Source organism: Halorussus rarus (genome assembly GCF_003369835.1).
GTDB lineage: Archaea > Halobacteriota > Halobacteria > Halobacteriales > Haladaptataceae > Halorussus > Halorussus rarus.
This window is the reverse complement of sequence record NZ_QPMJ01000001.1, coordinates 150,362-176,016: the sequence shown is the minus strand read 5'-3', so window position 1 is coordinate 176,016 and position 25,655 is coordinate 150,362. Positions and strand designations below refer to the sequence as shown.

The 25,655-nt window shown below is 71.4% G+C and carries 23 protein-coding genes and 1 pseudogene; 9 read left to right on the top strand and 15 right to left on the bottom strand.

The features are described from left to right. Positions 1 to 15: 15 nt before the first annotated feature. The 3 genes from DVR07_RS00935 to DVR07_RS00925 all read right to left on the bottom strand — a co-directional run bounded on the left by DVR07_RS00935 (position 16) and on the right by DVR07_RS00925 (position 3,719). The gene (locus DVR07_RS00935) at positions 16 to 1,470 is read right to left on the bottom strand and encodes a PAS domain S-box protein (protein WP_115794915.1); all 1,455 of its coding nucleotides are present in this window, start codon (positions 1,468 to 1,470) and stop codon (positions 16 to 18) included. Between the two features lie 86 nt (positions 1,471 to 1,556). Continuing rightward, on the bottom strand, positions 1,557 to 2,327 hold the full coding sequence (locus tag DVR07_RS00930; protein WP_115794914.1) for an SDR family NAD(P)-dependent oxidoreductase: 771 nt from the start codon (positions 2,325 to 2,327) through the stop codon (positions 1,557 to 1,559). A 279-nt stretch (positions 2,328 to 2,606) separates the two neighbouring features. Continuing rightward, complete coding sequence (locus tag DVR07_RS00925; protein WP_115794913.1) at positions 2,607 to 3,719, bottom strand: phosphotransferase family protein; 1,113 nt, start codon at positions 3,717 to 3,719, stop codon at positions 2,607 to 2,609. A gap of 166 nt (positions 3,720 to 3,885) precedes the next feature. Between DVR07_RS00925 and DVR07_RS00920 the strand changes: the two genes are divergently transcribed. Continuing rightward, complete coding sequence (locus DVR07_RS00920) at positions 3,886 to 5,103, top strand: acyl-CoA dehydrogenase family protein (RefSeq protein ID WP_115794912.1); 1,218 nt, start codon at positions 3,886 to 3,888, stop codon at positions 5,101 to 5,103. A 3-nt stretch (positions 5,104 to 5,106) separates the two neighbouring features. Here the strand turns inward: DVR07_RS00920 and DVR07_RS00915 are convergent, their stop codons facing one another. Together DVR07_RS00915 and DVR07_RS00910 are read right to left on the bottom strand one after the other, a co-directional pair. After that, complete coding sequence (locus DVR07_RS00915; protein WP_115794911.1) at positions 5,107 to 5,871, bottom strand: HAD family hydrolase; 765 nt, start codon at positions 5,869 to 5,871, stop codon at positions 5,107 to 5,109. A gap of 2 nt (positions 5,872 to 5,873) precedes the next feature. Continuing rightward, complete coding sequence (locus DVR07_RS00910) at positions 5,874 to 7,439, bottom strand: class I adenylate-forming enzyme family protein (RefSeq protein WP_115794910.1); 1,566 nt, start codon at positions 7,437 to 7,439, stop codon at positions 5,874 to 5,876. Positions 7,440 to 7,579: 140 nt separating this feature from the next. On the opposite strand from DVR07_RS00910, the gene DVR07_RS00905 reads away from it, so the two are divergent. After that, positions 7,580 to 8,359, top strand: coding sequence for an SDR family NAD(P)-dependent oxidoreductase (locus DVR07_RS00905; protein ID WP_115794909.1), 780 nt, complete (start codon positions 7,580 to 7,582; stop codon positions 8,357 to 8,359). A 49-nt stretch (positions 8,360 to 8,408) separates the two neighbouring features. Here the strand turns inward: DVR07_RS00905 and DVR07_RS00900 are convergent, their stop codons facing one another. From DVR07_RS00900 to DVR07_RS00890, 3 genes are all read right to left on the bottom strand, one after another. Beyond that, a complete protein-coding gene (locus tag DVR07_RS00900) occupies positions 8,409 to 9,329 on the bottom strand; it encodes a hypothetical protein (RefSeq protein WP_162829392.1) in 921 nt (306 codons plus the stop codon). A 68-nt stretch (positions 9,330 to 9,397) separates the two neighbouring features. Beyond that, entirely contained in the window at positions 9,398 to 10,885 is a 1,488-nt protein-coding gene (locus DVR07_RS00895; protein WP_115794907.1) for a cobyric acid synthase, read from the bottom strand. Beyond that, positions 10,882 to 11,073, bottom strand: a complete 192-nt coding sequence (locus DVR07_RS00890) for a hypothetical protein (protein ID WP_115794906.1) — start codon at positions 11,071 to 11,073, stop codon at positions 10,882 to 10,884. Before DVR07_RS00890 ends, DVR07_RS00895 begins: the two co-directional genes overlap by 4 nt. Positions 11,074 to 11,309: 236 nt before the next feature. Here DVR07_RS00890 and DVR07_RS00885 point away from each other — a divergent pair, with 236 nt between their 5' ends. The 6 genes and pseudogenes from DVR07_RS00885 to DVR07_RS00860 all read left to right on the top strand — a co-directional run bounded on the left by DVR07_RS00885 (position 11,310) and on the right by DVR07_RS00860 (position 17,936). After that, the gene (locus DVR07_RS00885; RefSeq protein WP_115794905.1) at positions 11,310 to 13,022 is read left to right on the top strand and encodes an ABC transporter substrate-binding protein; all 1,713 of its coding nucleotides are present in this window, start codon (positions 11,310 to 11,312) and stop codon (positions 13,020 to 13,022) included. Between the two features lie 21 nt (positions 13,023 to 13,043). Then, the gene (locus DVR07_RS00880) at positions 13,044 to 13,991 is read left to right on the top strand and encodes an ABC transporter permease (protein ID WP_115794904.1); all 948 of its coding nucleotides are present in this window, start codon (positions 13,044 to 13,046) and stop codon (positions 13,989 to 13,991) included. Between the two features lies 1 nt (position 13,992). Then, positions 13,993 to 15,021, top strand: coding sequence for an ABC transporter permease (locus DVR07_RS00875; RefSeq protein ID WP_115794903.1), 1,029 nt, complete (start codon positions 13,993 to 13,995; stop codon positions 15,019 to 15,021). Beyond that, complete coding sequence (locus tag DVR07_RS00870) at positions 15,021 to 16,322, top strand: ABC transporter ATP-binding protein (protein WP_115794902.1); 1,302 nt, start codon at positions 15,021 to 15,023, stop codon at positions 16,320 to 16,322. Before DVR07_RS00875 ends, DVR07_RS00870 begins: the two co-directional genes overlap by 1 nt. Next, positions 16,319 to 17,269 (top strand): annotated as a pseudogene (locus DVR07_RS00865) (ABC transporter ATP-binding protein); the annotation flags it as partial. The gene DVR07_RS00870 and the pseudogene DVR07_RS00865, both read left to right, overlap by 4 nt. Before the next feature lie 148 nt (positions 17,270 to 17,417). Beyond that, positions 17,418 to 17,936, top strand: coding sequence for a hypothetical protein (locus DVR07_RS00860; protein ID WP_115794900.1), 519 nt, complete (start codon positions 17,418 to 17,420; stop codon positions 17,934 to 17,936). Between the two features lie 83 nt (positions 17,937 to 18,019). On the opposite strand, the gene DVR07_RS00855 is transcribed toward DVR07_RS00860, so the two are convergent. From DVR07_RS00855 to DVR07_RS00825, 7 genes are read right to left on the bottom strand one after another with little or no spacing between them, the layout of a single operon-like run. After that, on the bottom strand, positions 18,020 to 18,775 hold the full coding sequence (locus tag DVR07_RS00855; RefSeq protein ID WP_115794899.1) for an adenosylcobinamide amidohydrolase: 756 nt from the start codon (positions 18,773 to 18,775) through the stop codon (positions 18,020 to 18,022). Then, positions 18,768 to 19,802, bottom strand: a complete 1,035-nt coding sequence (locus DVR07_RS00850) for an aminotransferase class I/II-fold pyridoxal phosphate-dependent enzyme (RefSeq protein WP_115794898.1) — start codon at positions 19,800 to 19,802, stop codon at positions 18,768 to 18,770. The genes DVR07_RS00855 and DVR07_RS00850 overlap by 8 nt, the downstream gene beginning before the upstream one ends. Beyond that, positions 19,789 to 20,823, bottom strand: coding sequence for a nicotinate-nucleotide--dimethylbenzimidazole phosphoribosyltransferase (locus DVR07_RS00845; RefSeq protein WP_115794897.1), 1,035 nt, complete (start codon positions 20,821 to 20,823; stop codon positions 19,789 to 19,791). The genes DVR07_RS00850 and DVR07_RS00845 overlap by 14 nt, the downstream gene beginning before the upstream one ends. After that, a complete protein-coding gene (locus DVR07_RS00840) occupies positions 20,820 to 21,410 on the bottom strand; it encodes an NTP transferase domain-containing protein (RefSeq protein WP_115794896.1) in 591 nt (196 codons plus the stop codon). The genes DVR07_RS00845 and DVR07_RS00840 overlap by 4 nt, the downstream gene beginning before the upstream one ends. Next, positions 21,410 to 22,186 carry an adenosylcobinamide-GDP ribazoletransferase gene (gene cobS, locus DVR07_RS00835; RefSeq protein WP_115794895.1) on the bottom strand — a complete coding sequence of 259 codons (777 nt, stop codon included), beginning with the start codon at positions 22,184 to 22,186 and terminating at the stop codon, positions 21,410 to 21,412. Before cobS ends, DVR07_RS00840 begins: the two co-directional genes overlap by 1 nt. After that, the gene (locus DVR07_RS00830) at positions 22,177 to 23,211 is read right to left on the bottom strand and encodes a CobD/CbiB family cobalamin biosynthesis protein (RefSeq protein WP_205410974.1); all 1,035 of its coding nucleotides are present in this window, start codon (positions 23,209 to 23,211) and stop codon (positions 22,177 to 22,179) included. The genes cobS and DVR07_RS00830 overlap by 10 nt, the downstream gene beginning before the upstream one ends. A gap of 59 nt (positions 23,212 to 23,270) precedes the next feature. Continuing rightward, on the bottom strand, positions 23,271 to 23,894 hold the full coding sequence (locus DVR07_RS00825) for an HAD family hydrolase (RefSeq protein WP_115794893.1): 624 nt from the start codon (positions 23,892 to 23,894) through the stop codon (positions 23,271 to 23,273). 130 nt (positions 23,895 to 24,024) lie between these two features. Here DVR07_RS00825 and DVR07_RS00820 point away from each other — a divergent pair, with 130 nt between their 5' ends. Then, positions 24,025 to 25,650 carry a sensor histidine kinase gene (locus DVR07_RS00820; RefSeq protein ID WP_162829391.1) on the top strand — a complete coding sequence of 542 codons (1,626 nt, stop codon included), beginning with the start codon at positions 24,025 to 24,027 and terminating at the stop codon, positions 25,648 to 25,650. Positions 25,651 to 25,655: the final 5 nt, after the last annotated feature.

The window sequence follows — 25,655 nt, the reverse complement described above, 5'->3', positions numbered from 1 at the left end:
GCGGTCGGGCGGGAACTACTCGGTCGCGGTCGGCGTCCGGGTCACGTTCTCGAATTCGAACTGCGCTCCACCTGCGGTACTCTCCGCCACCGAGCACTCCCATTCGTAGGCGGTCGCCATCTCCTGGACGAACGTGAGTCCCAGTCCCATCCCGCCCTCGCTGGCGGCGGACGTGTATCCCGTCTCGAACACCGTCGCCCGCTCGTCGAGGTCGATGCCGCGGCCGTCGTCGGCCACGTAGAACCCGGTCGGCAGGGTGCCGACCGTGACCGTGACGTCCGTCCCGCCGTGCTCCACGGCGTTTTCGAACAGATTTCGGAACAGGTGCCGGATGTACGTCGCGTCCGCTTCGACCGTCTGGTCGACGTCGAGTTCCAGCGTCGCGTCGGGGGCGTCGACCTCGGTCCACGCCTCGCGCGCCGCGTCCGCGAGATTCACCGCCGAGCACTCGGAGATCGCGTCGCGGCCCCGCGCCACGAGCAGCATGACGTCGATGATGTCCTCGATGCGGTCGAACGCCTCCGCGACGTACTCGACCGCCTCCGGGTTCTCCTCGCGCGAGAGCTGCTGGCTGTATATCTGACCGATGGTGACGGGGTTGCGCAGTTCGTGGGCGAGCAGGCTGGCGAAGCTGTCCAGCTGCTCGTTCTGGCGTTCGAGCCGGCGCTCGCGCTCGTTGCGCTCGGTGACGTCGCGCACCACGACGACCCGGTCGGGAGCGCCGCCGGCCGAGTTCGGGAGCGGCGCGACGCTCCACTCGGCATCGAACGTCTCCCCGGACGCGGTCTCCAGCGACGTCTCGTACGTGTTCGTCTCCGACGGCCCGGCCGTCAGGTCGCGGTCGACCTCCTCCAGGATGGCCGCCACGTCCTCTTCCGTCTCGTCCGCGACGAGCGAGGTGGGCGAACCGATGAGCTCCTCGCGGTCGTACCCCATCATCTCGCAGTACGCGTCGTTGACCAGCGTGAAGCGGTCGTCGGCGTCGGCGACGAAGATGCCGTCGTTGACCGTCTCGACGATGGCCCGGTAGCGTTCGAGTTCCCGGCTGTGCTCCTCGGCGTCGACCGCCCGCGTCTTGGCGCGGCCGTCGTGATAGCCCATCCCGAGGCCGGCCACGCTGGCGAGCGCCGAGAGGATGAGGACGTTCGCGAGGGGGTCGCTCAGGCCCGTGACGAGCGAGATGAAGAGCAGGATGCCGACCATGACCCCGACGGCGCGGACGCACCACCCGGCGACCACGTGGTAGAGGTCCGGGCGGATGTTCGTCCGCGAGAGTCGATAGCCGCCGTAAGAGAGCACGAGTCCGCTCGCGCCGACGAGCAGCGATATTATCAGCACGTCACCTGTCGACCGGTCCCCGGCGACCGGGGTGACCGGAAAGGCCGCGGCAGTCGCTACGTAGAAGCCGCCGAGGGCCAGGACGAGGCGCCGCCCCCCGATACGCTCGATGCTCCTCGACAGGTAGCCCATTACCCACTCCAAGAGACCGGGCGGTCATGACGATTTTGATTCCCCGTCGCCGGTCGTTCTCGGGGCGTGTCCCGGCGGAACCCGGTTCAACGCGCCGTCCACCCGCCGTCGACCGCGAGACACTCGCCGGTGACGTACGAGGCGGCGTCGCTGGCCAGGAAGACCGCGGGGCCGGCTATCTCCTCGGGGTCGGCGAACCGGGCCAGCGGGGTCCGGTCGACGATGGACTTCCGGAGGCGCTCGTTCTCCTGCAGTTCCTCGGTGAGGTCGGTCCGGACGTACCCCGGCGCAAGGGCGTTGACCCGGACGTCGGGCGCCCAGTCGAGCGCCATGCTCTTGGTGAGGCCGACCAGCCCGTGCTTCGAGGCGACGTAGGGGTGCTGGCGCGGCAGGCCCACCAGACCGCCGACGCTGGCGACGTTGACGACGGTCCCGCCGCGCTCCGCGAGGGACTCGGCCGCGGCCCGCGCGCAGTGGAACGCGCCGCCGAGGTTCACGTCGGTCGTGAACTCGAACGCCTCGCTGTCGACGTCCTCGGGCGGGCCGAGCGCGGCGTCGGGGTTGATGCCCGCGTTGTTCACCACCGCGTCGACCCCGCCGAGTTCGTCGTCGACCCGGTCGAACAGGTCCCGGACCGCGGCCTCGTCGGTCACGTCGGTCGGCGCGACCAGCGACGACGCCCCGCGGTCGCGCACGTCCGCGACGGCGTCCTCGACCGTCTCCTCGGTTCGGGACGTGGGGACCACGTCGGCCCCGGCGTCGGCGAACCCGCGAGCGACGGCGCGGCCGATGCCGCGGGTGCCGCCGGTGACCACGGCGACGGTGCCGGAGAGGTCGAAGGCGTCGAGGTCTGTCATGGGTCGAGTGTCGGCGCACGGCGGCAAAACGATTGGGTCGCGCGGGGGTGTTCGAGGGAGTGTTGGCAGGCTACACAGACAACCGAGGGTGGGACTGAAAGGGGCCGCCCGGTCGCGCAACGCCTGGTCGTCTCAGCGACCCCTATCCGAGGTGAGCCCAAGGCGAACCGAGGATATGTCGCTGAGCGACCGCGACCGGGCGGGGGCTTTCGAGAACGAAAACGCCCCGGTCGGGTCGCCGCTGGCGGTGCTGATAGTGAATCGTTATTTAAAGACGTCTCACAGCGGTTCGTCGCCGTCGATGATGCGCTTCGCGCGCGCGGCCAGGTCGGGCACCCGGTGCTCCATCACCGGGTACATCGGGTCGTCGCTGTTGCCCTCGAGGTAGCGCCGGTAGAACATCTCGCCGAGCGCGGCCAGCTTGTACACCGCCAGCGAGCGGTAGAACCGGTCGCGCTCGTACTCGATACCGGTGGCCGCCTCGTACCGGTCGACCAGTTCCCGCCGAGTCGGGTAGCCCTCCGCCTCCATGAACGTCGCTTCGAGCTCGGGCGAGGCGGGGTCGGGGTCGCCGGGGTCGCGCCAGTACGACAGCATCCAGCCCAGGTCGGCCAGCGGATCGCCCAGCGTCGCCATCTCCCAGTCGAACACCGCGGCCAGCTCCGGGGGCGTCCCCGGCGCGAACATGACGTTGTCGAGCTTGTAGTCGCCGTGGACCAGCGCGTGCTCGTGGTCGGTCGGGCAGTGCTCGGCGAGCCAGTCGCCGACCTTCCGGAGTTCCGGCACCGTGCGCTCGTCGGCGGTGCGCTCGAACGCCCACTCGAGCTGCTTGGTCCAGCGCTCGACCTGGCGCTCGGTGTAGCCCGGCGGGTGGCCGAACTCGCCCAGACCGACGTCCTCGTAATCGACCCCGTGGACGGCTGCGAGGGTGTCGACCAGCTCCTCGCCGACGCGCTGTCGGGCTCCGGCCGTCCCGAAGCGGTCGGGCTCGGCGTCCCGGAGCACGTCGCCCGCGACCCGGTCCATCACGTAGAAGTCACTGCCGAGGACGTCGTGGTTCTCGCAGGCCAGCACGGTCGTCGGCACCGGGACGTCGGTGTCCTGGAGCGCGTCCATCACGCGGTACTCCCGGAGCACGTCGTGGGCGGTGTCGGCGGTCTCGCCCGGCGGCGGCCGTCGGACGACCAGTTCCCGGTCGCCCCACGTCACGAACAGCGTCTCGTTGGAGTGGCCCTCGCCGTGGTGGCTGACGGCGAACTCCCCGGCGTCGCCGAGTCGGTCGGTCAGGTACTCCCGGAGCGCGTCGCGGTCGACGAGTCGCTCGAAGTAGTCACTCTCGTCGGCGGCCGCGTCGCGTCCGGCTTCGGTCGTGGCGTCGTCGCTTCCTGTCATAGGTTCGTCCCACCGCGTCGTGCGGTTGCTGGGCCGGCGGCCCGCCGCGCGGGCGTTCGCTCGGCCCGGTCGTTCGCGTCGATTGTACGGACAACTCCGGTATAGAACTTACGAGGGTAACGGAATCGGGGAAATGCTTTTACATCGTTGCGAAGAGGTAGCAGGTATGGAGTACGACGACCCGGCGAGCGGCCAGGAGGTCGCCGAGCGCGCCCGGACCTTCGTCCGCGAGGAGGTGGTGCCCGTCGAGCGCGAGTACCTCGGCGCAGGACCGGTCCCGTCGGAGGTCCTGGCGGACCTCCGCGAGGCAGCGAGAGAGCGCGACGTGTACGCGCCCCAGATACCCGAGGAGTACGGCGGGATGGGGATGGACTTCCGCGAGGTCCTGCCCGTCTTCGAGGAAGCCGGCCGGAGCCTGCTCGGGCCCGCGGCCATCCGCGTCGACGCGCCCGACGAGGGCAACATGCACACGCTCGAGATAGTCGGCACCGACGAGCAGAAGGACGAGTGGCTCCGCCCGCTGGTCGAGGGCGAGGTCCGGTCGGGGTTCTCGATGACCGAGCCGATGCCCGGCGCGGGGTCGGACCCGAAGATGATCCGGACGACCGCGGAGAAGGACGGTGACGAGTGGGTCATCGACGGCCACAAGTGGTGGACCACGCAGGGCAGCGAGGCCGACGTGCTGCTGGTGATGGCCCGGACCGACCAGGACGCCCACCCCTACCAGGGCTGTTCGATCTTTCTCGTGCCCGCCGACACCCCCGGCGTCGAGATCCAGCGCGACATCCCGCACCTCGGCGGCGGCCTCACCGGCGGGAGCCACGCCGAGATCAGGTACGAGAACGTCCGGGTGCCCGAGGAGAACCTGCTCGGCGAGGAGAACGCCGGGTTCGCCATCGCCCAGCGGCGCCTCGGCCCGGCCCGCCTGACCCACTGCATGCGCTTCTCCGGGATGGCCGAGCGCGCGCTCGACGTGGCGAAGGCCTACGCCGAGGAGCGCCGGGCGTTCGACGGGACGCTGTCGGACAAGCAGGCGCTCCGGTTCGAGGTCGCCGAGGCCGAGACCCGGCTCCACGCGGTCCGGACGATGGTCCGGCACGCCGCCCGCCAGATCGCCGCCGGCGAGGAGGCCCGCATCGAGGTGGCGATGAGCAAGACGTTCGCCGCGAACGTCGCGCAGAACGCCATCGACACCGCGGTCCAGATCTGCGGCGGCAACGGCATCGGGAAGGACCTGCCGCTGGCGGACTTCTACGAGAACGTCCGGCAGTTCCGCATCATCGACGGCGCCGACGAGGTCCACAAGCGCGTCATCGCGCGCAACGCCTTCGAGGACACCGACCGGAGCGAGGTCGAGCACCTGCTCCGGTTCGACGACGGGTAGGTCTCAATTCTCTCGATTCTCGACGGTAGAATCGTCCCGGTCAGCTACGCCGACGACGGCCAGCACCTCTCGCAGATTCTCGACCTCGTAATCGACCGCAGGCCCGTCTTCGGCGCCGTACGCGACGGTCGTCAGTCCCAACTCCTTCGCGCCGGCCATGTCGTGGTCGTACCGGTCGCCGATCATGACCGACTCCGGGGCGGCGTCGGGTGACAGTCCGGCCTCCTCCAAGGCAGTCTCGAACATCCGGCGGTCGGGCTTGGTCCGACCGACCATCTCGGAGGTGGTTATCGAGTCGAACCGGTCCCGCACGCCGAACTCTTCCAGGATGCGCAGGCCCTCCTCGGTGTCGACGTCGCTGACGACGCCGACGTGGAGGTCGGTCTCGGCGAGCCGCTCGACGGTCTCGGCCGCGTCGGGTTCGGGGCGGAGCGTCCCCGCAGTCGCCGCCTCGAAGAGGGGCCGCCACTCGTCCTCGGGAATCTCCTCGCCGACGACTTCGGCGACCGCCCGGTGGTAGCCGCGCCGGGCCGATCGGAACTCCGTCCCGTCGCGCGCCCGGAAGTACTCGCCGACCGCGGTCCGCCACGTCTCGATGGCGTCGGCCGTCTCGATCTCCTCCCCGACCGACGTATCGGACGCGTGCTCCGCGACCACGCGCCGGACGAACGCCTCGTGGGCCTCGCGGACCGAGTCCGGGTCGAGGACGACGCCGCCGATGTCCCAGAACACCGCCCGGTAGTCGGATTCGGGTTCGCCGCCCGGCACGGTCAGCTCTCGTCCTCCTCGCCCTCGACCAGCTTGAACTTCTGGACCTTCCCGCTCGCGGTCCGGGGGAGTTCCTCGACGAACTCGACCTCTCGGGGGTGCTTGTACTCCGCGAGGTTGTCGAGGCAGAACTGTTTGAGCTCCTCGGGCGTCACCTCGGCGTCCGGAGCAGGCACGATGAACGCCTTCACTGTCTCGCCCCGGCGGTCGTCGGGGACCCCGACCACCGCGGCGTCGGCGACCCCCTCGTGCTCGAAGAGCAGTTCCTCGACCTCGCTCGGGTAGACGTTGTACCCCGCGGTGTTGATCATGTGCTTCTTCCGGTCGATGATCTCGTAGTAGTTGTCCGGGTCGCGCCGCGCGACGTCGCCGGTCCGGAAGTATCCCGCCTCGGTGAACGCCGCGTCGTTCGCCTCGGGCAGATCGTGGTACCCCTTCATCACCTGCGGGCCCCGGACCAGGAGTTCGCCCTCCTCACCCGGCGGGACCTCCGCGCCCGACTCGTCGACGACCTTGGCGTCGGTCATCCGCAGCGGTTGGCCGATGGTCCCCAGTCGGTGGCCGAAGGTCGTCCCCGCGCCGGTGTGGGTCGCCGCGGTGGTCTCGGTGAGGCCGTACCCCTCCCAGGCGTCGACGCCGGCGACCGACTCGAACTCCCGCTGGACCGCGACGGGCATCTTCGCGCCGCCCTGGCCGGTCTCCCGGAGGCTCGACAGGTCGTACTCGCCGAACGCCTCGTGGTTGACGAGGTCGACGTACATCGCCGCGACGCCGATGAACCCCGTGATGCCCTCCGCCTCGATGGTCCGCATCGCGTCCTCGGCGTCCCACTCGGCGGGGTTGCGGACGTACACCGCGCCGCCCCGGACCAGCGTCTGCCACGTCGAGTGGACGAACCCCGTGATGTGGTACAGCGGCAGGACCGCGAGGCTCCGGTCCTCGCCGGGGTCGACGTCGACCAGTTCGAACCCCGAGAACGCCTGGGCACGGAGGTTGCGGTGGGTGAGCAGCACGCCCTTGGGCTGGCCGGTCGTCCCGCTGGTGTACGGCTGGAGCGCGACGTCCTCGCTCTCTCTGTCGACCGTGATTGCTTCACCGTCAACGGTCGCGAAGGCGACGTCGCCTTCGGGGAGGTCGTCCGAGGGGCCCACCGTGACGACCGCCGGACTCCGGTCGGTCTCCCGGAGGGCCTCGGCGAGGTGGTCCCGGAGCGCGGCGTGGGTGACGACGACCGACGCTTCGGTGTCGTCGAGCTGGTGGCCGATCTCCCGGGCCTTGTACTGGGGGTTCATCGGCGACGCCACGGCGCCCGCCTTCAGTGTCCCGAGCGCGGCGACGACGTACTCCGGACAGTTCGGCAGGTACAGCAGCACCCGGTCGCCGACGTCGACTCCGAGGTCGCGCAGTCCGCCCGCGAATCGCGCCGAGCGGTCCCGGAGCCCTCCGTGGGTGAGTTCCGACCCTCGCATCTCAAGCGCCAGGTCCTCGGCGTGGCGCTCGGCCGTCTCGTCGTGGAGGCGCGCGACGTTGCCCGACCGTGCGCCCTCGGTGAACGCGGACTTGTCCATGAGTGGTAATGACTGGCATTCTAAATCAAGATAACGATTGCAATACCTCGCCCACATTTATTAACGACGGGCGAGTATTCTTCGGCGTAGTTAACAATGGTAACCATCGTTCCGCAGCAACCGACCGCGGAGGGAGTCGCGTGACGACCGAGCAGTTCGGCGTCGACGGGCAAACGGCCATCGTAACGGGCGCGTCGAGCGGCATCGGGCGGACCATCGCCGAGCGGTTCGCCGACGACGGCGCCGACGTCGTGGTCTGCTCGCGCGAGCAGGAGAACGTCGAACCGGTCGCCGAGGGCATCGCCGACAGCGACCGCGAGGGGTCGGCGCTCGCCGTCGAGTGCGACGTGACCGACCGCGACGCGGTCGAGGCGCTGGTCGACGCGACCGTCGAGGAGTTCGGCGGCGTCGACGTGCTGGTCAACAACGCCGGCGCGAGCTTCATGGCGCCGTTCGCGGACATCAGCGAGAACGGCTGGGAGACCATCGTGGACATCAACCTCCACGGCACCTTCCACTGCACCCAGGTCGCGGGCGAGCGCATGCGAGAGGACGGCGGCGGCGCGGTCATCAACCTCGCCAGCGTCGCGGGCCAGAAGGGCTCGCCCCACATGAGCCACTACGGCGCGGCCAAGGCCGGCGTCATCAACCTCACGTCGACGCTGGCGTTCGAATGGGCGAGCGATGACGTCCGCGTCAACTGCATCGCGCCCGGGTTCGTCGCCACGCCCGGCGTCGAGAGCCAGATGGGCGTCAGCGCCGACAACATCGACCGCGGCGACGTCGAGCGCCGGATCGGCACCTCCGAGGAGATCGCCGACATCGCGCAGTTCCTCGCCAGCGACGCCGCCTCGTACCTCGTCGGCGAGACCATCACCGCGGCGGGCGTCCCCCGCATCATGGAGACGCCCGACGTTTGACCGACCCGCGGGAGCTACCCCGACTTCGCCTTCTCGTCATCGACTCGCGCTATTCCGGGGTCCGCTCGCTGCCGGTGTACCGAATCGTGAGGAACTGCCGGCCGAACAGCCACATCTCGTGGCTGGCGACGATCGCGGCGTTCTCACCCGTCACCCGAGCCAGCGAGTCGGGATCCGAGAAGTCACCCTCGGCGGGCCACACCCGGAACCGCTGGTCGAGCGGGAGCGCGACGTTACCGAGCGGCGTCGCCAGGTACAACCCCTCGTCGCCGTCCGTAGAATCGCCGAGCGTCGTGAGTTCGATACCCCCGCTGCCGTCGTCGAGATTCACCGGCCGGAGCACCGTGCTCAGGTTCGCGCCCGGAAGCGGCACCGCGATGTTGACGTACCGGGTCGCGTCGCGCTCGTGGTGGGCGTAGATAGCCACGAAGACCGCCTCGCCCGCCGCGTTCGTCCGGACCCAGGCCCGCGCGCCGGGCCGGGGGTCGACCTCGGGGTCGACGCGGGCGAACCGGCTCCCCAGTTCCCGGGCATCGGCGCCGGGGGCGCCGCTCGACTCGTCCGGACCGGGGAGATTCAACTGCTCGATGCGGCCGGTCAGACGGCTGGCGAGCGCCGCACCGAAGCGGAACGGCCGGTGCCAGCGCACGGCGTAGCTGAGCCGGTAGTCGGCCGTGCGCTCGTAGAAGTCCCGGACCGCGGGGGCGACCGCCTCCGGGTCGAACTCTGGACCGGCGTACGCGTCCATGTCGTCCATCTCGCCGGCGACGTCGCCGTCGGCGACGATGCTCCGGCGCTCGGGGTAGTCCGCGCCGACGCGCCGACCGGCGGTAAGGGGGCTGAGCGGCACGTCGCGAGCGCGGGCGGGTCCGCGTCGGAGCGCGCCGACAAGCATCGCGAGGCCCGCTACGAGAGCGATTGCGGTCAGGGCGGCCGCAGACCGCGCTCGCCGGGAATCGAGGAGGGACACGGCCGGACTTTGAACTGCGAGACGGTCAGTATTCTGGTCGGCGCACCGAGTTGTCGGACTGCATCGAGTCACTCCGCCGGCAGCAGGGAGGCCAGTTCGAGGTGGTCGGCCAGCAGGTCCGCGGCGGCGTCGGAGGGGTCGCCCCGGTCCGACTCGGGAGACGGCCGCGGGACGCCGGCCGACTCGAAGACCGCGTCGAGGAACCCGTCGCGCGCGGCGTCGTTCTCGAAGATGCCGTGGAGGTAGGTCCCCAGCACGCGGTCGGTCGCGGCCCCCGCGTCCGGGAAGGGCCGGTCGACGTCGCCGACGAGGTCGGTCTCGCCCATGTGGATCTCGTAGCCCGACGCGGTCCCCGTCGCGCCGCCGAGCGGGCCGACTCCGGTCAGGTCGCGCTCGGCGCGCTCGACCCGCTTGTCCGGCGAGAACCGGGTCTCGACCGGGAGCAGGCCGAACCCGTCCACCTCCTCGCGGTCGCCGGTCCCCTCGACGTCGGCGTTCGCGATGCGCTCGCCGAGCAGCTGGTAGCCCCCGCAGAGGCCGACGACCGGGCCGTCGAAGGCGGCGAGGCGCTCGCCGAAGCCGGCCTCGCGGAGCGCCAGCAGGTCGTCGACCGTGTTCTTCGTACCCGGCAGGACCACCGCGTCGGCGTCGCCGAACTCCGCGTCCGGCGGGCGGTAGGCCACCCGGACGCCGGGCTCGCGCGCCAGCGGTTCGAGGTCGGTGAAGTTCGAGATGCGGGGGAGTCGGGGCACCGCGACCGTCACGGCCGCGTCGTCGGGGACCTCGTCGTCGCCGCCGCGGACCGCCGACTCGTCCGGCGACGGGAGCGAGACGCTGTCCTCGGCCGGCAGACCGGGGTCGTCGTAGGGGAGCACCCCGAGGACCGGGACGCCCGTTCTCGCCTCGAGTTCGTCCAGGCCGGGGTCGAGCAGGTCGCGGTCGCCCCGGAACTTGGTGACGACGACGCCGACCACGCGGTCGCGGAGGTCGTCGGGCAGCAGTTCGAGCGTGCCGACGACGCTGGCGAACATCCCGCCGCGCTCGATGTCCGCGACCAGCAGGATGTCGGCGTCCGCAAAGCGGGCGGTCTCGACGTTGGCGAGGTCGCGGTCCCGGAGGTTGAGCTCGGCGATGGAGCCCGCGCCCTCCGCGACCACGACGTCGCGGTCGGCCGCGAGTCGCCCGTGGGCCTCGCGGGCGGCCGCCCTCGCTCGGTCCCAGTGGTCGTCGTAGTACGACCCGGCCGAGAGGTGGCCGACCGCCTCGCCGTCGACGACGAGCTGGCTCTCGCCGTCGCCCCGGGGCTTGAGCAGGACCGGGTTGTGGTCGGTCGTCGGGACGACCCCGGCGGCCCGCGCCTGGACGTACTGTGAGACGCCGATCTCCCCCCAGCCGCCGTTCGGGGTCGCGACGGCGCGGGCGTTGTTGCTCATGTTCTGGGCCTTGTAGGGCGCGACCGAGACGCCCCGGCGGGCGAGCAGGCGACAGAGGCCCGCGGCGACCGTGCTCTTGCCGACGTGGCTTGCGGTGCCGGCGACGAGGATCGTCCGGGTCATCGGGAATCGGTCCCCCTTCGGGTCATCGGAGCGCGGTGAGACGGAGCGGCATCGGTACTCGGTCCGCCGCCGAGCGCCGCGGTGGTCCTGCTCTCGCCGTCGCTCCACCAGTCCCGCGCGAGGCCGAACGCCTCGGTGTCGGCGGGTTCGATGCCGCTGTCGGTCCGGAACGGATCGTCGCCTGTCATTGATACCGGTGGCCCCCGGTCCGCGCGTGCGAGTCGTCGGACCCCGGCGCGCCGAGCGGCCGCTCTCGGTCGAGGTTGTGAGCGACGGGCCAAGAATCTGCGCATCTCGCAAGGGCCACCGGATTACAGGAGGATTATGAACAGGGGGTAGTCGGAAATACAATACACGCGTTCTGTATCTCCAATCGATTCACCTATTCGAAAACATTATACGTTATGCCTTGGGCATAGTTAGTATGCCTCGTTCTGACAATACTGGCAGATTCGATATCGGCCGACGAAAGCTCGTTCAGTCGCTGGGGCTCGCAGGCGTCGCGGGGCTCGCCGGCTGTTCCGGCACGAGCGACGACCAGTCCACGACCACGACCGACGAGGGGACGACGACCGACGAGGCGACGACCCAGGACTCGAGCGGCGGTCAGACCGGCAGCGAACTGATCGCGACCTTCGGCGCGGACGTGAAGAACTTCGACCCGACCAAGGCGACCGACACCACCTCACAGAAGGCGTTCGGACTGGTGTACGAGTCGCTGCTCCAGGTCGACTTCGACGGCGAGATCCAGCCGGTTCTCGCGAAGTCGGTCGAGCAGACCGACGCCGACCTCACCTGGCGGGTGAACCTCCGCGAGGGCGTCACGTTCCACAACGGCAAGGAGCTCACAGCCCAGGACGTCAAGTCGTCGTACGAGCGGTACAAGGGCAGCCCGAACGAGTCGGAGGTCTACAAGTGGTACAAGTCGTCGGAAGTCGTCGACGACTACACGCTCGACCTCACCCTCTCGGACGACTACGCCCCGCTGAAGTACACCCTCGCCGCGCTCCCCATCGTGCCGGCCGAGGCCGCGAGCGACGAGCTCAGCCTCGCGGAGAACCCCGTGGGGACGGGCCCGTACACGTTCGTCGAGCACCAGCCCGACAGCCTGTTCCGCATCGAGCGCAACGGCGACTACTGGTTCTCGGGCAGCGACTCGGTGCCGGCCCAGCCGTCCATCGAGCGCATCACGTTCCGCGTCATCATCGAGCAGTCCGCTCAGCTGGCGGCGCTGCAGGGCGGCGACGTGGACATGATCAACGCGCCGCCGGCGGGGAGCGTCTCGGACCTCAAGAGCAACGACAAGTTCACCGTCACCGAGCGCCAGGCCGGCGGGTTCGACCTGCTGTCGTTCCCGACGAAGCTGGCGCCGTTCGACAACGCGAAGGTGCGGCGGGGTATCTCGCGGCTCGTTCCGCGTGACGCCATCGTCAAGTCGGTCTACAACGGCATCGGCATCCCGGCGTACACGCCGGTGTCGCCGCTCGCGGCCGACTTCACCTCCGAGGAGTTCAACCAGCAGATGGGCGAGGAGTACCTCGGGTACAACCAGGAGAAGGCCAACACGCTCCTCGAAGAAGGGTTCGCGAACTCGGACGTCCAGACCCCGTTCAAGACCACGATCATCTCGAACGAGAACCCCCAGCGCGTCCGGTGGGCACAGCTCATCGCGGAGAGCCTCAACTCCACCGACTACTTCGACGTGAGCGTCGAGCAGTTCGAGTGGAACACGTACGTGGGCAAGATCCTCAGCGAGAAGTCGGCGAGCAAGAACGAGCTCATCGCGGTCGGTTGGTCCGGCGGCTGGGACCCCGACGCGTACGTCTACAACCTGGTCCACAGCGGCGGATTCACGCCCAACGGCTTCAACATGGCCCACTACGCGAACGACGAAGTCGACAGCCTCCTCGCGGAGGGCCTGTCGACGTACGACACCCAGGAGCGGGCCGAGATCTACAAGGACCTGATGGAGATTCTGTGTCGCGACGCGCCGATGACGTACATCCGGTTCGGCATGGAGATGGACGCGTTCCACACGGATCGCGTGAAGGGCTTCCAGACCTACCCGATCAACGGGAGCGAGTTCCAGGGCATCTACGCCCCGGCCTCGGACGCGAACACCGAGCTCACGAAGTAGAACCCCGGCCGACCCCCATTTATGTCACTTCAGAAATACCTCGTCAAGCGGTTACTAATCACGATTCCGGTGCTACTGGGCGTGTCGGTGCTGACGTTCTCGCTTACGAAGCTGCTTCCGGGGACCCCGGTCGACTACATCCTCCAGTTCCAGGAGGCGACGCCGGAGCTGCGAGCCCAGCTCGAGGCCCAGTACAACCTCGACGAGCCGGTCTACGTCCAGTACTGGCTGTGGTTCACGGACGCGGTCGCGCTCGACTTCGGCCGGTCGGTCGTCTCGAACCGGAGCGTCGCGGAGGCCATCCTCAGCCGGCTCCCGAACACGCTGGCACTCGGCGGGTTCGGCTTCCTGATCGCGGTCGGCATCGGCATCCCCGTCGGCATCTTCTCGGCGGTGAAGAAGGGGAAACCGGCCGACGAGGTGAGCCGCGTGGGCGCGCTGCTGGGCATCGCGACGCCCAACTTCTGGCTGGGCCTGATGCTGCTGCTGGTGTTCAGCGTCGAACTGGGCTTCTTCCGCGTCATCCCGCCGGACAAACCGCTGCTGACGCCGGCGATGTTCAAGTTCATGGTGCTGCCGGCGATCACGCTCGGGACGGCGTCGGCCGCGCTCATCATGCGGCTCACCCGCTCGTCGATGGTCGAGGAGCTCAGCGAGGACTACGTCCGGACCGCCCGGGCGAAGGGCCTCCCCGAGCGCACGGTCATCATCAAGCACGTCCTGCGAAACTCCCTCATCTCCGTCATCACGGTCGCGGCGCTGCAGATCGCCTTCCTGGTCGACGGCGCGGTCGTCGTCGAGCAGGTGTTCTCGTGGCCCGGCGTCGGTCGGCTGCTCATCGACGCCATCACCCAGCGGGACTTCCCCATCCTGCAGGCCGTCGTCCTGTTGATCGCAACGACGATCGTGTTCGCGAACCTGCTCGCGGACATCGCCTACTCGTGGCTCGACCCTCGCATCAGATACTGACATGTCATACGACTCATCGAGATCTCCGACGACCGAACGCGGCCGCATCCGGGTGACCGGATTCGACGCCGCCGAACTCGACGATCGCGGCGAACTGTTCGACTGGAACCCCGAAGAGAGCACCGTCCGTCGCTCGCGGCGCGCCCGCGCGTGGCAGCGGTTCAAGCGCAACCGGAGCGCGATCATCGGCCTCGGAATCATCGCGGTGATGGCGGTCGCGGCGGTGTTCGCCCGCCCGGTCGTCGTCGAGGGCGTCACGGTCCAGCCGTTCTCGCTGGCGCCGTTCGACCCCGGGCAGTCGAACTTCGGCGCGCTCAAGCAGCCGCCGTCGGCCGCCCACCTGTTCGGCACCGACTGGTCGGGCAAGGACATATTCTCGCGGGTGATGTACGGCGGGCGGTTCAGCCTGTCCATCGGGTTCATCACCGTCGCCATCGCGCTGTCGGTCGGCGTCCCGCTCGGCGCCATCGCCGGCTACTACGGCGGCTGGGTCGACGAGGCGATCATGCGCGTCGTCGACATCCTCTACTCGTTCCCGTTCCTCGTGCTGGCCATCGCGCTCATCGCGGTGCTGGGCCAGGGGTTCTGGAAGATAATCCTGGCGCTGGTGCTGGTCGCGTGGATCGGCTACGCCCGGATCATCCGGGGCGAGATACTCTCCATCAAGGAGAGCGAGTACGTCACCGCCGCGCGGGCGCTCGGCGCCCGCGACCGGTCGATCATCTTCCGGCACATCGTGCCCAACGCCATCGCGCCGGTCATCGTCCAGGCGACGCTCGGCGTCGGCACCATCGTGCTGACGGCCGCCGCGCTGGGCTTCCTCGGCCTGGGGCTCCAGCCCGGCACCTCCGAGTGGGGCAGCATGCTCTCCTCGGGCCGCCAGAGCCTGATCCAGGGCCAGTGGTGGATCACCGTCTTCCCCGGACTGGCCATCTTCCTGTTCGTCCTCTCGATCAACCTCGTCGGCGACGGGATCCGCGACGCCATCGACCCGCAGGACACCGCCGGCGGGAACCGGGGTGTCCGGTGATGTCGGCGACCGACGCGCCCCTGCTGGAGGTCGAGGACCTCCGGACCAGCTTCTACACCGAGGAGGGCGAGGTGAAGGCGGTCGACGGCGTCTCCTACACCGTCGGGCGGGGCGAGCGGTTCGCCGTCGTCGGCGAGTCCGGCGCCGGCAAGTCGGTCACCAGCCTGTCGCTGATGCGGCTCATCGACGACCCCGGCCGCATCGAGGGCGGCACCATCCGATTCCGCTCGGAGACGGCGGTCGCCAAGCTCGCCCGTCGGTTCCCCGACGGCGTCGCGACCGGAGACGGCGAGGGGTTCGTCCACGTCACCGAAGTCATCGACGACGGCGAGGTTCGCACCGACGACCCCGGCGCGGTCGTTCGCGAGCGGTCCGAGGAGGTCGCCACCGACACCAGCGACGGCCGGCTCCGGATCGAGGCGGGCCACGTCGACCTGCTGGACGCGCCCGACGAGGCGATGCGGATGCTCCGTGGCGGCGACATCGCCATGATCTTCCAGGACCCCCACACCGCGCTGAATCCGGTGTACACGATCGGCGAGCAGATCGCCGAGGCCATCCGGGTCCACATGGACCTCGACGGGCAGGCGGTCCGCGACCGGGCCGTCGAGATGCTCGACCAGGTCGGCATCCCCGACCCCGGGGAGCGGTACTCCGACTACCCCCACGAGTTCTCGGGCGGGATGCAGCAGCGCGCGGTCATCGCCATCGCGCTGTCGTGCGACCCCGACCTCATCATCGCCGACGAGCCGACCACCGCGCTCGACGTCACCATCGAGGCCCAGATACTCGAACTCCTCGAGGAGCTCTCGGAGGAGTTCGGCGCGGCGATCCAGCTCATCACCCACGACCTCGGCGTGGTCGCGGAGGTCTGCGAGCGCGTGATGGTGATGTACGCCGGCCGGGCCGTCGAGAAGGCGCCGGTCGAGGAGCTGTACTACGAGCCCAAGCACCCCTACACCGTCGGGCTCATGGGGTCGATCCCGCGCATCGGCGACGAGCGCGACCGGCTCGACACGATTCCGGGCACGATGCCCGACCTGGTCCAGCTCCCCTCGGGCTGCAGCTTCTACCCCCGGTGTCCGTACGCCGAGGAGGTCTGCACGAAGCGCGACCCCCGGCTCACCGATACGGCCGACGGCACGCCCGCCGACCAGACCGACCCGACGGTCCACGCGGCGGCGTGTCTAGAGTACGTCGGCGAGCTCTCCAGGGGGCTGGACTTCGACATCGAGATACGCGAGGATACTGCGACCGACGGACGCGAGGACGCCGCGACCGACGGGGGTGAGCCGCGATGAGCGGCCGCCAGGACGGCGAGCCGGTCGTCCGCACCGAGAACCTCACCAAGCACTACACCACCGACGAGGGGTTCCTCGACCGGCTGCTCGGCGAGTCCGAGACCGTCAGGGCCGTCGACGGGGTCGACATCGAGATCGCCCCGGGCGAGACGGTCGGGCTGGTCGGCGAGTCGGGCTGCGGCAAGTCCTCGCTGGGGCGGACGATGCTCGGGCTCGAGGACGCGACCGCGGGCTCGGTCTACTACGACGGCACCGACCTGGCCGAGCTGTCGGAGAGCGAACTCCGGGAGTACCGGACCGACCTGCAGTACATCTTCCAGAACCCGTTCGCGTCGCTCAACCCGCGGCTCACGATCAGCGACATCGTCGGCGAGGCGCTGGACATCCACGGCCTCGCCGACGGGCAGGAGCGCGAGGAGCGGGTCGAGGAGCTGCTCGAGACGGTCGGGATGCAGGCGAGCCACGCCTCCCGGTACCCCCACGAGTTCTCGGGCGGACAGCGCCAGCGCATCGGCATCGCCCGGGCGCTGGCGGTCGACCCCGAGTTCATCGTCTGCGACGAGCCGGTGTCGGCGCTCGACGTGAGCGTGCAGGCCCAGATCCTGAATCTGCTGGAGGACCTCCAGGACGAGTTCGGCCTGTCGTACCTGTTCATCGCCCACGACCTCAGCGTGGTCGAGCACATCGCCGACAGGATCGCGGTGATGTACCTGGGCGAGGTCGTCGAGTTCGGCACCACCGAGGAGGTGTTCTCGCCGCCGTACCACCCGTACACGCGGTCGCTGCTGTCGGCCATCCCCGAACCGGACCCGCTGTGGGAGGCCGACCGGGTCATCCTCGAGGGCAACGTGCCGTCGCCGATGAACCCGCCGTCGGGCTGTAAGTTCCACACCCGCTGCCCCATCGCGCGCGAGGAGTGCGGCGAGTGGGACGACCACCCCGACCTCCGCGACGTCGACGGCGAGCACGGTATCGCCTGCCCCTACTACGAGGACGTCGAGGCCGAGATGGGGTAGTCCCGTCCGAGGTCACGACGGCGGCCGCCCCCGCCGCACCCGGCGGTGGCTTTATCTCGGTCGGTTCCCTTCTGCGGATATGCGCCGCATCTACGAGTCGGAGGCGCTCCGGCGCGACGACGAGGACCCCTTCGTCCCCAACGACGGGGCGGAGCGCCGCGGCGGACACGTCAACTGGGACAACCTGAGCCACGCCCTCTTCCCGGCCACGCTCCGCCCCTACGCGGTGACGGTCGACGTCGAGACCGACAGGGACACCTACGCCCCGGACGAGCAGGTCCGGTTCCGCGTCTCGTTCTCAAACCGGCTCCCCGTCCCCGTGACGCTCGTGACGGCCACGCCCGGGCGGTGGTCGTGGTCGCTCGACGGCCTCGACGAGTCGTCGGAGCTCCCCGCGGACGCCCCGGCCGAGCGCGCCCGCCTCCAGTTCGGCCGGAGCGAGCGAAAGCTGTTCCACCGGCGGTGGGACCAGCGAATCCGCGAGAGCGAGCGCGAGTGGCGGGCCGCCGAGCGGGGCGAGCACACGCTCGCGGTCGGCATCGACGCCGTCCGCGGGGCCGACCGGCTCACCGCCGAGACGACGTTCCGCATCGAGTGAGCGACGACCTCCGATTGACGACGGCGACGTCGTCGCGCCCGCCCGCGACGGCGCGGTTGCCGGGTCGCCGACGCCGGCCGCGGCTATCCGACCTCGAAGACGTCTGCGCGACGGTCGGTCACGACGCCGTGGTCGGCGTCGGCCACTGATTCCGGAATCGTCTCGTCGGTCTCCCCGTACCGCGAGTCGAGACTCGCGCGCACGGCCTCCCGGACGCAGGCCCGGACGCAGGCGCCGACCTCGGTGGCGCTGCCCGAGAAGGCGGCCGGCTCGCCCGTCGGGTCGCAGGCCGCGATGGCGGCGTCGCTCGTCGTTCCGGGAAAGCCCGTCTCGGCCAGCAGTGCGGCGGCCTTGGCCTCGACCGCCACTGCGAGCAGGTTCGCCAGCGCGCCCCCGTCGAGCGCCCGGTCGGTGCCGACGACGACGTTGACGGTACCGGGGTCGGGCGGGGACCGGCCGTCGGAACCGCCCGACCCCGGTGGTACGGAGGGTCGCCGGTCGCCGTCGGGCATCGGCAGGGCCGCCGGGTTCGAGAGGCCGGCGGTCGCCACCGCCGCGACCGGACCGAGGCGCGCGCCCCGGGCGTGCCGGAGGTCGACGCCGGTGAGTAGGGCCGGACCGGTGTCGTCGAATCCGGCCGCGGCCCGGCGCTCGGCGAGGTAGGCGTCGAGGTCGGTCCGGTCGAACCCCTCGGGCACCGAGACGTTGTAGGCCGCGTCGGCCTCGCGCCGGCCGCCGGCCCACCCGGTCGAGAGCCAGCGGGCGCCCTCGCGGCGCACCCGGAGGACGCCGTCGCTGACCTCGGTCTCGAACACCCCGTCGCCCGCCCGCTCAGACATCGGCGAGCACCGCCAGCAGTCGGTCGTTCGCCTCGGGCGCGCGGACCGCGACCCGGACGTGGGAGTCGAGGCCCCGGAACGTCGTGGCGTCCCGGATCGCGACGCCGCGGTCGCGGGCGCTCCGGACGACGTCGGCGGGGTCGCGCTCGCCGGTGTCGAGCAGGACGAAGGGCGCCGAGGACGACGAGAGCGGCGGTCCCCCGGGCGCGTAGACGCCGAACTCCTCGCCGAGCGCGTCGGCCATCCGGGCGCGCTCCCGCCGGACGCGCTCGCGGGTCTCGGCGACGAACCCCGACTGGCGCAGGCAGTGGGCGCCGACTCGGGCCGCCGGCGCGCCGAGGCTCCAGGCCCGCCGGGCGGTCGCGAGGTCGTCGCCGAGGTCGCCGGTCGCGACCGCGAACCCGGCGCGGAGTCCGGGCAGGCCGAAGAGCTTGGTCAGCGAGCGCGCGACGGCGACGCCCTCGGTGCCCGCGAGCGAGGGGCGGTCGGTGAACCCCAGGAACGCCTCGTCGGCGACGAGCAGGCAGTCGGCGTCCCGGCACCGGGCCGCGAACTCGCGGAGGGCGTCGTGGTCGTAGGCGTCGCCGGTCGGGTTGTTGGGGTTGCAGACCACGGCCGCGGCGCGGTCGGTCGGGTCGGCGTCGAGCAGGTCGTCGTGGGGGACGAACTCGGCATTCCCGCCCTGGAGGCAGATTTCGCGGGCGTACTCGCCGAAACTGGGGTAGGGAACGAGGACCGAGTCGCCGGGCGAGACCCGGGTCGCGAAGGTCAGGCGGAGCGCCGCGAGGCCGCCCGGCGTCGGGACCACGTCCTCGGAGCCGCAGCCCACGAAGTCGGCCGCCGCGGTCCGGAACTCGGGGTAGTCGTCGTCCGGATACGACCGGGCGGCCTCGAGCGCGTCGACGTGGACCTCCTCGACGCCCGGGGGCGTCCGGGGGTTGGTGTTCGCGCTGAACTCCAGCAGGTCGGGGTCGTCGGTCCCGCCGTGGGGGACCCGGCCGGCCTCGCGGACGCTATCGGGGTCCATCCGCGCCTCCGGATGGCGTCACTTCTCCCGCCCCCGAGTCGAGCAGGTCGTCATACACCGCGCGAATCCGGTCGCGGACGCGCGCCATCTCGACTCCCCGGCGCTCGGCGAGCGCGAGCGCGCCGCCCATGCCGACGCCCTCCTTGGCCTCGCCCGCGGCGAACCGGGCCATCGCGGGGTGGTCGACCCCGTCGAAGTCGGGGTCGGTGACGGTCACGTCGAGGTCGAAGTCGACCGCGGCGGAACGGAGGTCGACCGCGGGGTCCTCGGCGACGAACGCGGTCGTCGCGAGTTCGAGCGGCGCCTCGCAGTCGGCGTGGCGCGCGAGCGCGGCGACCGCGACTAACTGAGTGCCGCCGGCCAACGTGATTGTGGTGCCCGACGCCGCGGCCCCTACCACGAATCCGGCGGCGCTCGCCAGCACGGGGTCGCCGACGCGCCGGACCGCGAGGCGGGGGTCGCCGGCCGCGTCGCCCGGGCCGAGGCCGCTCGCGTCGAGGGCTTCGCCGACCACCTCGCGCTTGCGCTCGACGGGGTTGTCCGGAAGCGAGGAGGAGACCCCGCGTTCCTCGCCGAGGACTGTCAGCACGCCCAGCGCGGTCGTGGTGCCCCCGGGGATGGTCTCGGCGACCAGCACCTCGTCGTCGGGGAGTCGCCGGCCGAACTCGCGGGCCGCGGCGAAGGCGCCCGGCGCGGTCGGCACCGGGTCCGCCTCGCGGACGTCGTCGCCGGGGCGCGCGCCCACGGTGACGGTCGGCGCGGCGGTGGGTTCGGTCAGGCCGGCGTCCACCACGGTCGTCGGGAAGTCGGCGCACTCGCGGACCGCGCGGGTCGCCACTGCGGGCGTCGGGCAGCCCGAGGGGCTGACCGGCACGACGGGCGCCCGGACCGGCCGGCCGTACTCGAGTATCTCGGCGTCCGCGCTGGGCGTGTGGGCCATCAGGTCGGGGTCGGCGCCCGCCGCGCTGATGCCGTCGATCTCCGCGGTCCGGGTCGTCCCGGCGAACAGCACCAGCCTCACAGCAACCCCTCCGCGAGGTCGGCGTCCGAGAGTCGGTTCACGTTCACTGCCAGTCGCGCGTCGTAGGTCTCGTACATGGTTTCGGTGTCGGTCTCAGCGACGACGTTGACGCCGGCCGGGGCGAGTTCCCGGCCGTCACCGTCGCTCGGTTCGAAGATGGTGTCCGCGCTCGCCCCGAGTGCGCGCTTGAGCGCGGCCGGGACGCAGACGGTCAGGGAGGGCGGGCCGGATGGTACGGGGTCGGAGTCCCGGCGCGTCGCGTACGCGTCGAGGACCGCGTTCACGGCGTCGGCGTCGAGCAGCGGCAGGTCGGCCGCGACCGTGAGGACCGGGGTCTCGACCGCGTCGAGGGCGGTCTGGAGGTCCGTCACGTACCCGTCTCCCGGCGACTCGATGGTCGAGAGCGAGTCGTGTTCGGTGGCGAATTTCCGTGTCTCAGGTGCATTCGGAGAGACGACAGCATAGACGGTTCCGACCTCGCTCTCGGCGAGCGCGTCGGCGACCCGGGCGAGCATGGGTCGCCCGGCGACCTCGAACAGGGGCTTCTCGCGCTCCGCGTCGAGGCGGGTGCCTCGACCGCCGCACATCACCAGAGCGTCCACGCGACCACCCCCAGGTGGAGGCCCGCGAGGCGGGCGAGTTCGTTCGTCGCGCCGAAGACGTCGCCGTTGACCCCGCCGAGTCGGGCTTCGCTCCACGACAGCAGTGCGAGCGCGGCGGCGACGGCGCCGACGAGCGCGGCGACCGCGGGGGCGCCGAGGAGGGCGACCGGGGCCGCGACCAGCGCCGGGGCGACCAGCGCGGCCGGGTCGTTCCCGGTGAACGCCGAGCCGAGGCCCTCGAAGGCGGGGTCGCCGAGGCAGGCCAGCGCGGCCATGCCGGTCTTGGCGCCGACCTCGGCGGCGACGACGATAGCGACGGCCGCCGGCACGCCGAGGACGGCGGTGGGATGCGCAGACGGCGGGAGGCCGGCCAGCGACAGCGCGGCGAGCGCGAGGCCGACGAGCACGAGACCGAGCGCCAGGACGGCCCCGACGCCGACCTCCGTGTCCTTCAACACCGCCCGGCGGTCCTCGGCGTCGCCGTGGACGACCGCTGCGTCGCCGAGGTCGGCCACCCCGTCGGCGTGGTTGATTCCCGTGACGGCGTAGAGCGCGAGCAGGTAGCCGAACGCGGCGGTCGGACCCGGAATCGGGACGAGGGCCGGCGCGACCAGCGGCGTCGCGGCCAGCGCGCCCGCGACCCACCCTGCCAGCGGGAACGCCGCCGGCGTCTCGCTGAAGGCGGTCCACGCCGCCTCGCTCCGGCCGGTCGGGAGCCGGGTCAGGAACCCGAGCGCGCCCTTCGTCGCGGTCAGTACCACGCGACCACCTCCGGGAGGACCGAGAGCGGTGCGACCGCCGAACCGACATCCGCGGCGATTCCGCCGACCAGCAGCGCCAGCGCGCCCGCGACCGCGAAGGCCAGCGCGCCCGCGACCGCGACCACCCGGACGCCGGCGCGCGCGGTCTCGACCGACGGCAGGCCGGCCTCGGGATTCAGGACGTAGACGCCCGGCTTCTCCAACCGCGCGTCGAGGACCGCCGCCAGCGTGGCCATCGGCCACCCGGAGTTCGGGGAGGGCGGGGCGTCGGCCCACCGGCGGCCGGCCGACAGCGAGGCGACCGGGCTGCGCCCGCCCGAGGCGGTCGACTCGCCAGCCGACCCGGTGGCCGACAGGCCGGAGCGACCCGAAATCCCGCCGCGGGCGAGCGCGGCGACCGCGAGCAGTACCGCGCTCACACGCGCGGGAATCCACATCACCGCGTCGTCGAGGCGGGCGCTCGCGGTGCCGTGGGGCTTGCCGGGGTACCCGAGCATCGAGTCGAGGGTGTTGACCGCCTTCGCCCACGCGGCGGCGCCGGCGCCCAGCGACAGCGAGACGGGCGCGAGGAGCGCGAACGCCAGCAGCGCGGCCACGGCGCCGTCGGCGAGGTTCTCGGCCGCGCTCTCGACCGCGGCGCTCCGGACCTCGCCGGCCGAGAGCGCGGCGGCGTCCCGTCCGGCCAGCGCCCGCAGGCGCTCGCGGGCGGTCGGCAGGTCGGCCTCGGTCGCGGCGACCACCCCGGCGGCCGTCGAGACCAGCATCCGGAGGCTGGTCGTCGCGAAGACGACCAGTCCGGCCGCGAGGACGCCGGCGAGCGGGTGGAGGTGGGCTGCGAGCGCCACCGCGAGCGCCACCGCCGCGGCCGCCAGCAGCGGGAGCGCCGCGGCGACGACCGCGCCCGCGAGGCGGGGCCGCGACCACTCCCGGTCGGCGCGGGCGACCAGCGATCCGAACCGCGCGACCGGGTGGAGTCCCCGCGGGGGTTCGGCGACCGCGGCGTCCAGCAGGAGCGCGATTGCAATTGCGACCGCGGGTCCTGCTCCCTGCGGGAGACCGCCGACCGCGAGCGGCGTCGCCGGCGTCACCGCCGACCCTCCAGCCACGCGGGGACGTCGGTCAGCGGGACGTCGTCGAGCAGGACCGCCTCGCCGCCACAGTCCGCGATACCGCCGTCGGTCCGGGAGTCGTCGCCGACGTGGACGAGGTCAGCGACCGGGACGCCGAGTCGGTCGGCGCAGGTCTCGAACGCCCGGGCGTCGGGCTTGCGCCACCCGCAGGCGGCGCTGGTGACCACGGCGTCGAGGGCGTCGCGGTCGAGGTCGGAGCGAATCAGCGCCTGGCGGGCGAGCTGGGGGACGGCGCAGTTCGAGAGGACGGCGACCGGCCCCCGGTCGCTCGCCGCTCGGACCGCCTCGACCGCGCCCTCCCGGGTCTCCACGTCGGGGTCGAATGCGGCCACGACAGCCCGGCGGGCCGCGTTGCCGGGCGCGCTGACGCCCCTGCTGGCGAGGGCGGCACTGACGTGGGCCGGCAGCGGGACCTCCGCGCCCGCCGGGGCGTCGACGTGGACCTCCCGGTAGGCGTCGGTCCAGTCGTCGGGCACCGCGACGCCCCGCTCGCGGAGCTCCGCGGCGACCGCGTCCGCGGGGTCGGCCGGGCGGTCGGCCCTGACCAGCGTGCCGAAGAGGTCGAACGAGACTGCCACTACGTCGGTATTAGTCCAAGCAGACTTGAATCGGTCGGACCGCGACGGGCCGGCGAGACCGGACCGAGAGCCCGGTGGCGGGGCGCCGGGTCCAAAAGTATAACTCAGTTCGATGATACTACTCCGCAGAATGCGCAATTCGAGCGGACTGGCCGGGTCGGTCGCCGTCTCCGGGCTCGGTGTCGGGCTGTTCCTCCTCCACGCCGCCCGCGCTGTCGGCGAAGACGAGTCGCTGGCGACCCTCGTCTTCGGCGTCCTCCTCCCGATGGCCGTCAGCGTCGGGGTGGCGCTCGGCGGCGTCTGGCTGTGGCGGAGCGGGCTCGCCGCCGCCGGCGCTCGCCGCGTCGGGACATGGTGCGTCGTGGGCGTCGCGGTCCTGGGTCTCGGTGCGGTCCTCATCATCCTCTACCAGAGGGCCCACGGAGCGACCATGGTCGACCGGTGGTTCGTCGTGCTCGACACCGCCACGGGCGGGGCCTTCGTCGGGTTCGTCGTCGGCGTGTACGACGCCGAGCGGCGCCGCCAGCGGCGGACGATCCGGGCGCGCGAACGGGCGCTCGACGAGCTCCACGCCAGGACCCGGACGCTGGTCGAGACGTCCGACAGGGAGGCTGTCGCCTCGCAGGCGGTCGAGGCCGCCCGAGACATCCTCGGCTTCCGCATCAACACGTGCTGGCTCTACGACGGCGCCGACGACGTGCTGCGTCCGGTCGCCCAGACCGACGACGCCGACGACCTGGTCGGAGAGACGCCGACCTACACCGGAGACGACAGCCTGTCGTGGGAGGCGTTCCGGGCGGACGAGACGATGGTGTTCGACGACGTGCGCGAGGCGGCGGGCCGACACAGCGAGGACACGCCGATCCGGAGCGAGATCGTGCTCCCGCTCGGCGAGTACGGGGTGATGAACGTCGGGTCGACCGAGCCCGGCGCGTTCGACGAGATGGACGTCTCGCTGGCCCGGATCCTGGCGGCGAACACCCAGACCGCGCTCGAGCGCGCGGACCGCGAACAGGAACTCGAGACCGCCCGGGACGAGGCCGAGCGGCTCAATCGACAGCTCACGGTACTGAACCGGGTGTTCCGCCACGACCTCCGGAACGCCGCGAACGTCATCGAGGGTCACGCCGACCTGCTGGTCGAGGACGCGACCGACGAGGCCGCGGCCCGGAGCGCGGCGACGATACGCGAGCAGGCCGCCGGGCTCGTCCAGACCGGCGACCAGATACGGGACGTCGAGCGCCTGCTCCAGAACGAGGGCGAGGAGCGACGGGTCGTCGACATCGCCGCCGTCGTCGGGACCCAGCTCGACCGCGTCCGGCGCGACTACCCGACGGTCGTCGCGGACGGTCCCGACTGTGACGCCTGCCGCGTGTACGCCCATCCGCTCGTGGAGTCGGCGATCAGGAACCTGTTCGACAACGGGGTCGAACACAACGACGCGGACGAGCCCCGCATCGACGTGACGTTCGACTGCGGGTCCGAAGACGGCGTGACGGTCCGGGTCGCCGACAACGGCCCCGGAATCCCGGACGAGGAGGTCGCGGTGCTCGAACGGGGGTACGAGACGCCGCTCGACCACGCGAGCGGGCTCGGGCTCTGGCTGGTGAACTGGATCGTCCGCGAGTCGGGCGGCGCGGTGTCGTTCGACGAGCGGACGCCCCGGGGGAGCGTCGTCCGCCTGCGGTTCGAGCGGGCGCCCCCGGACGCCGCGGCGGCGGCCGACCGCGACGCCGCGCCGTCCCCAGAGCGGTAGCGGTC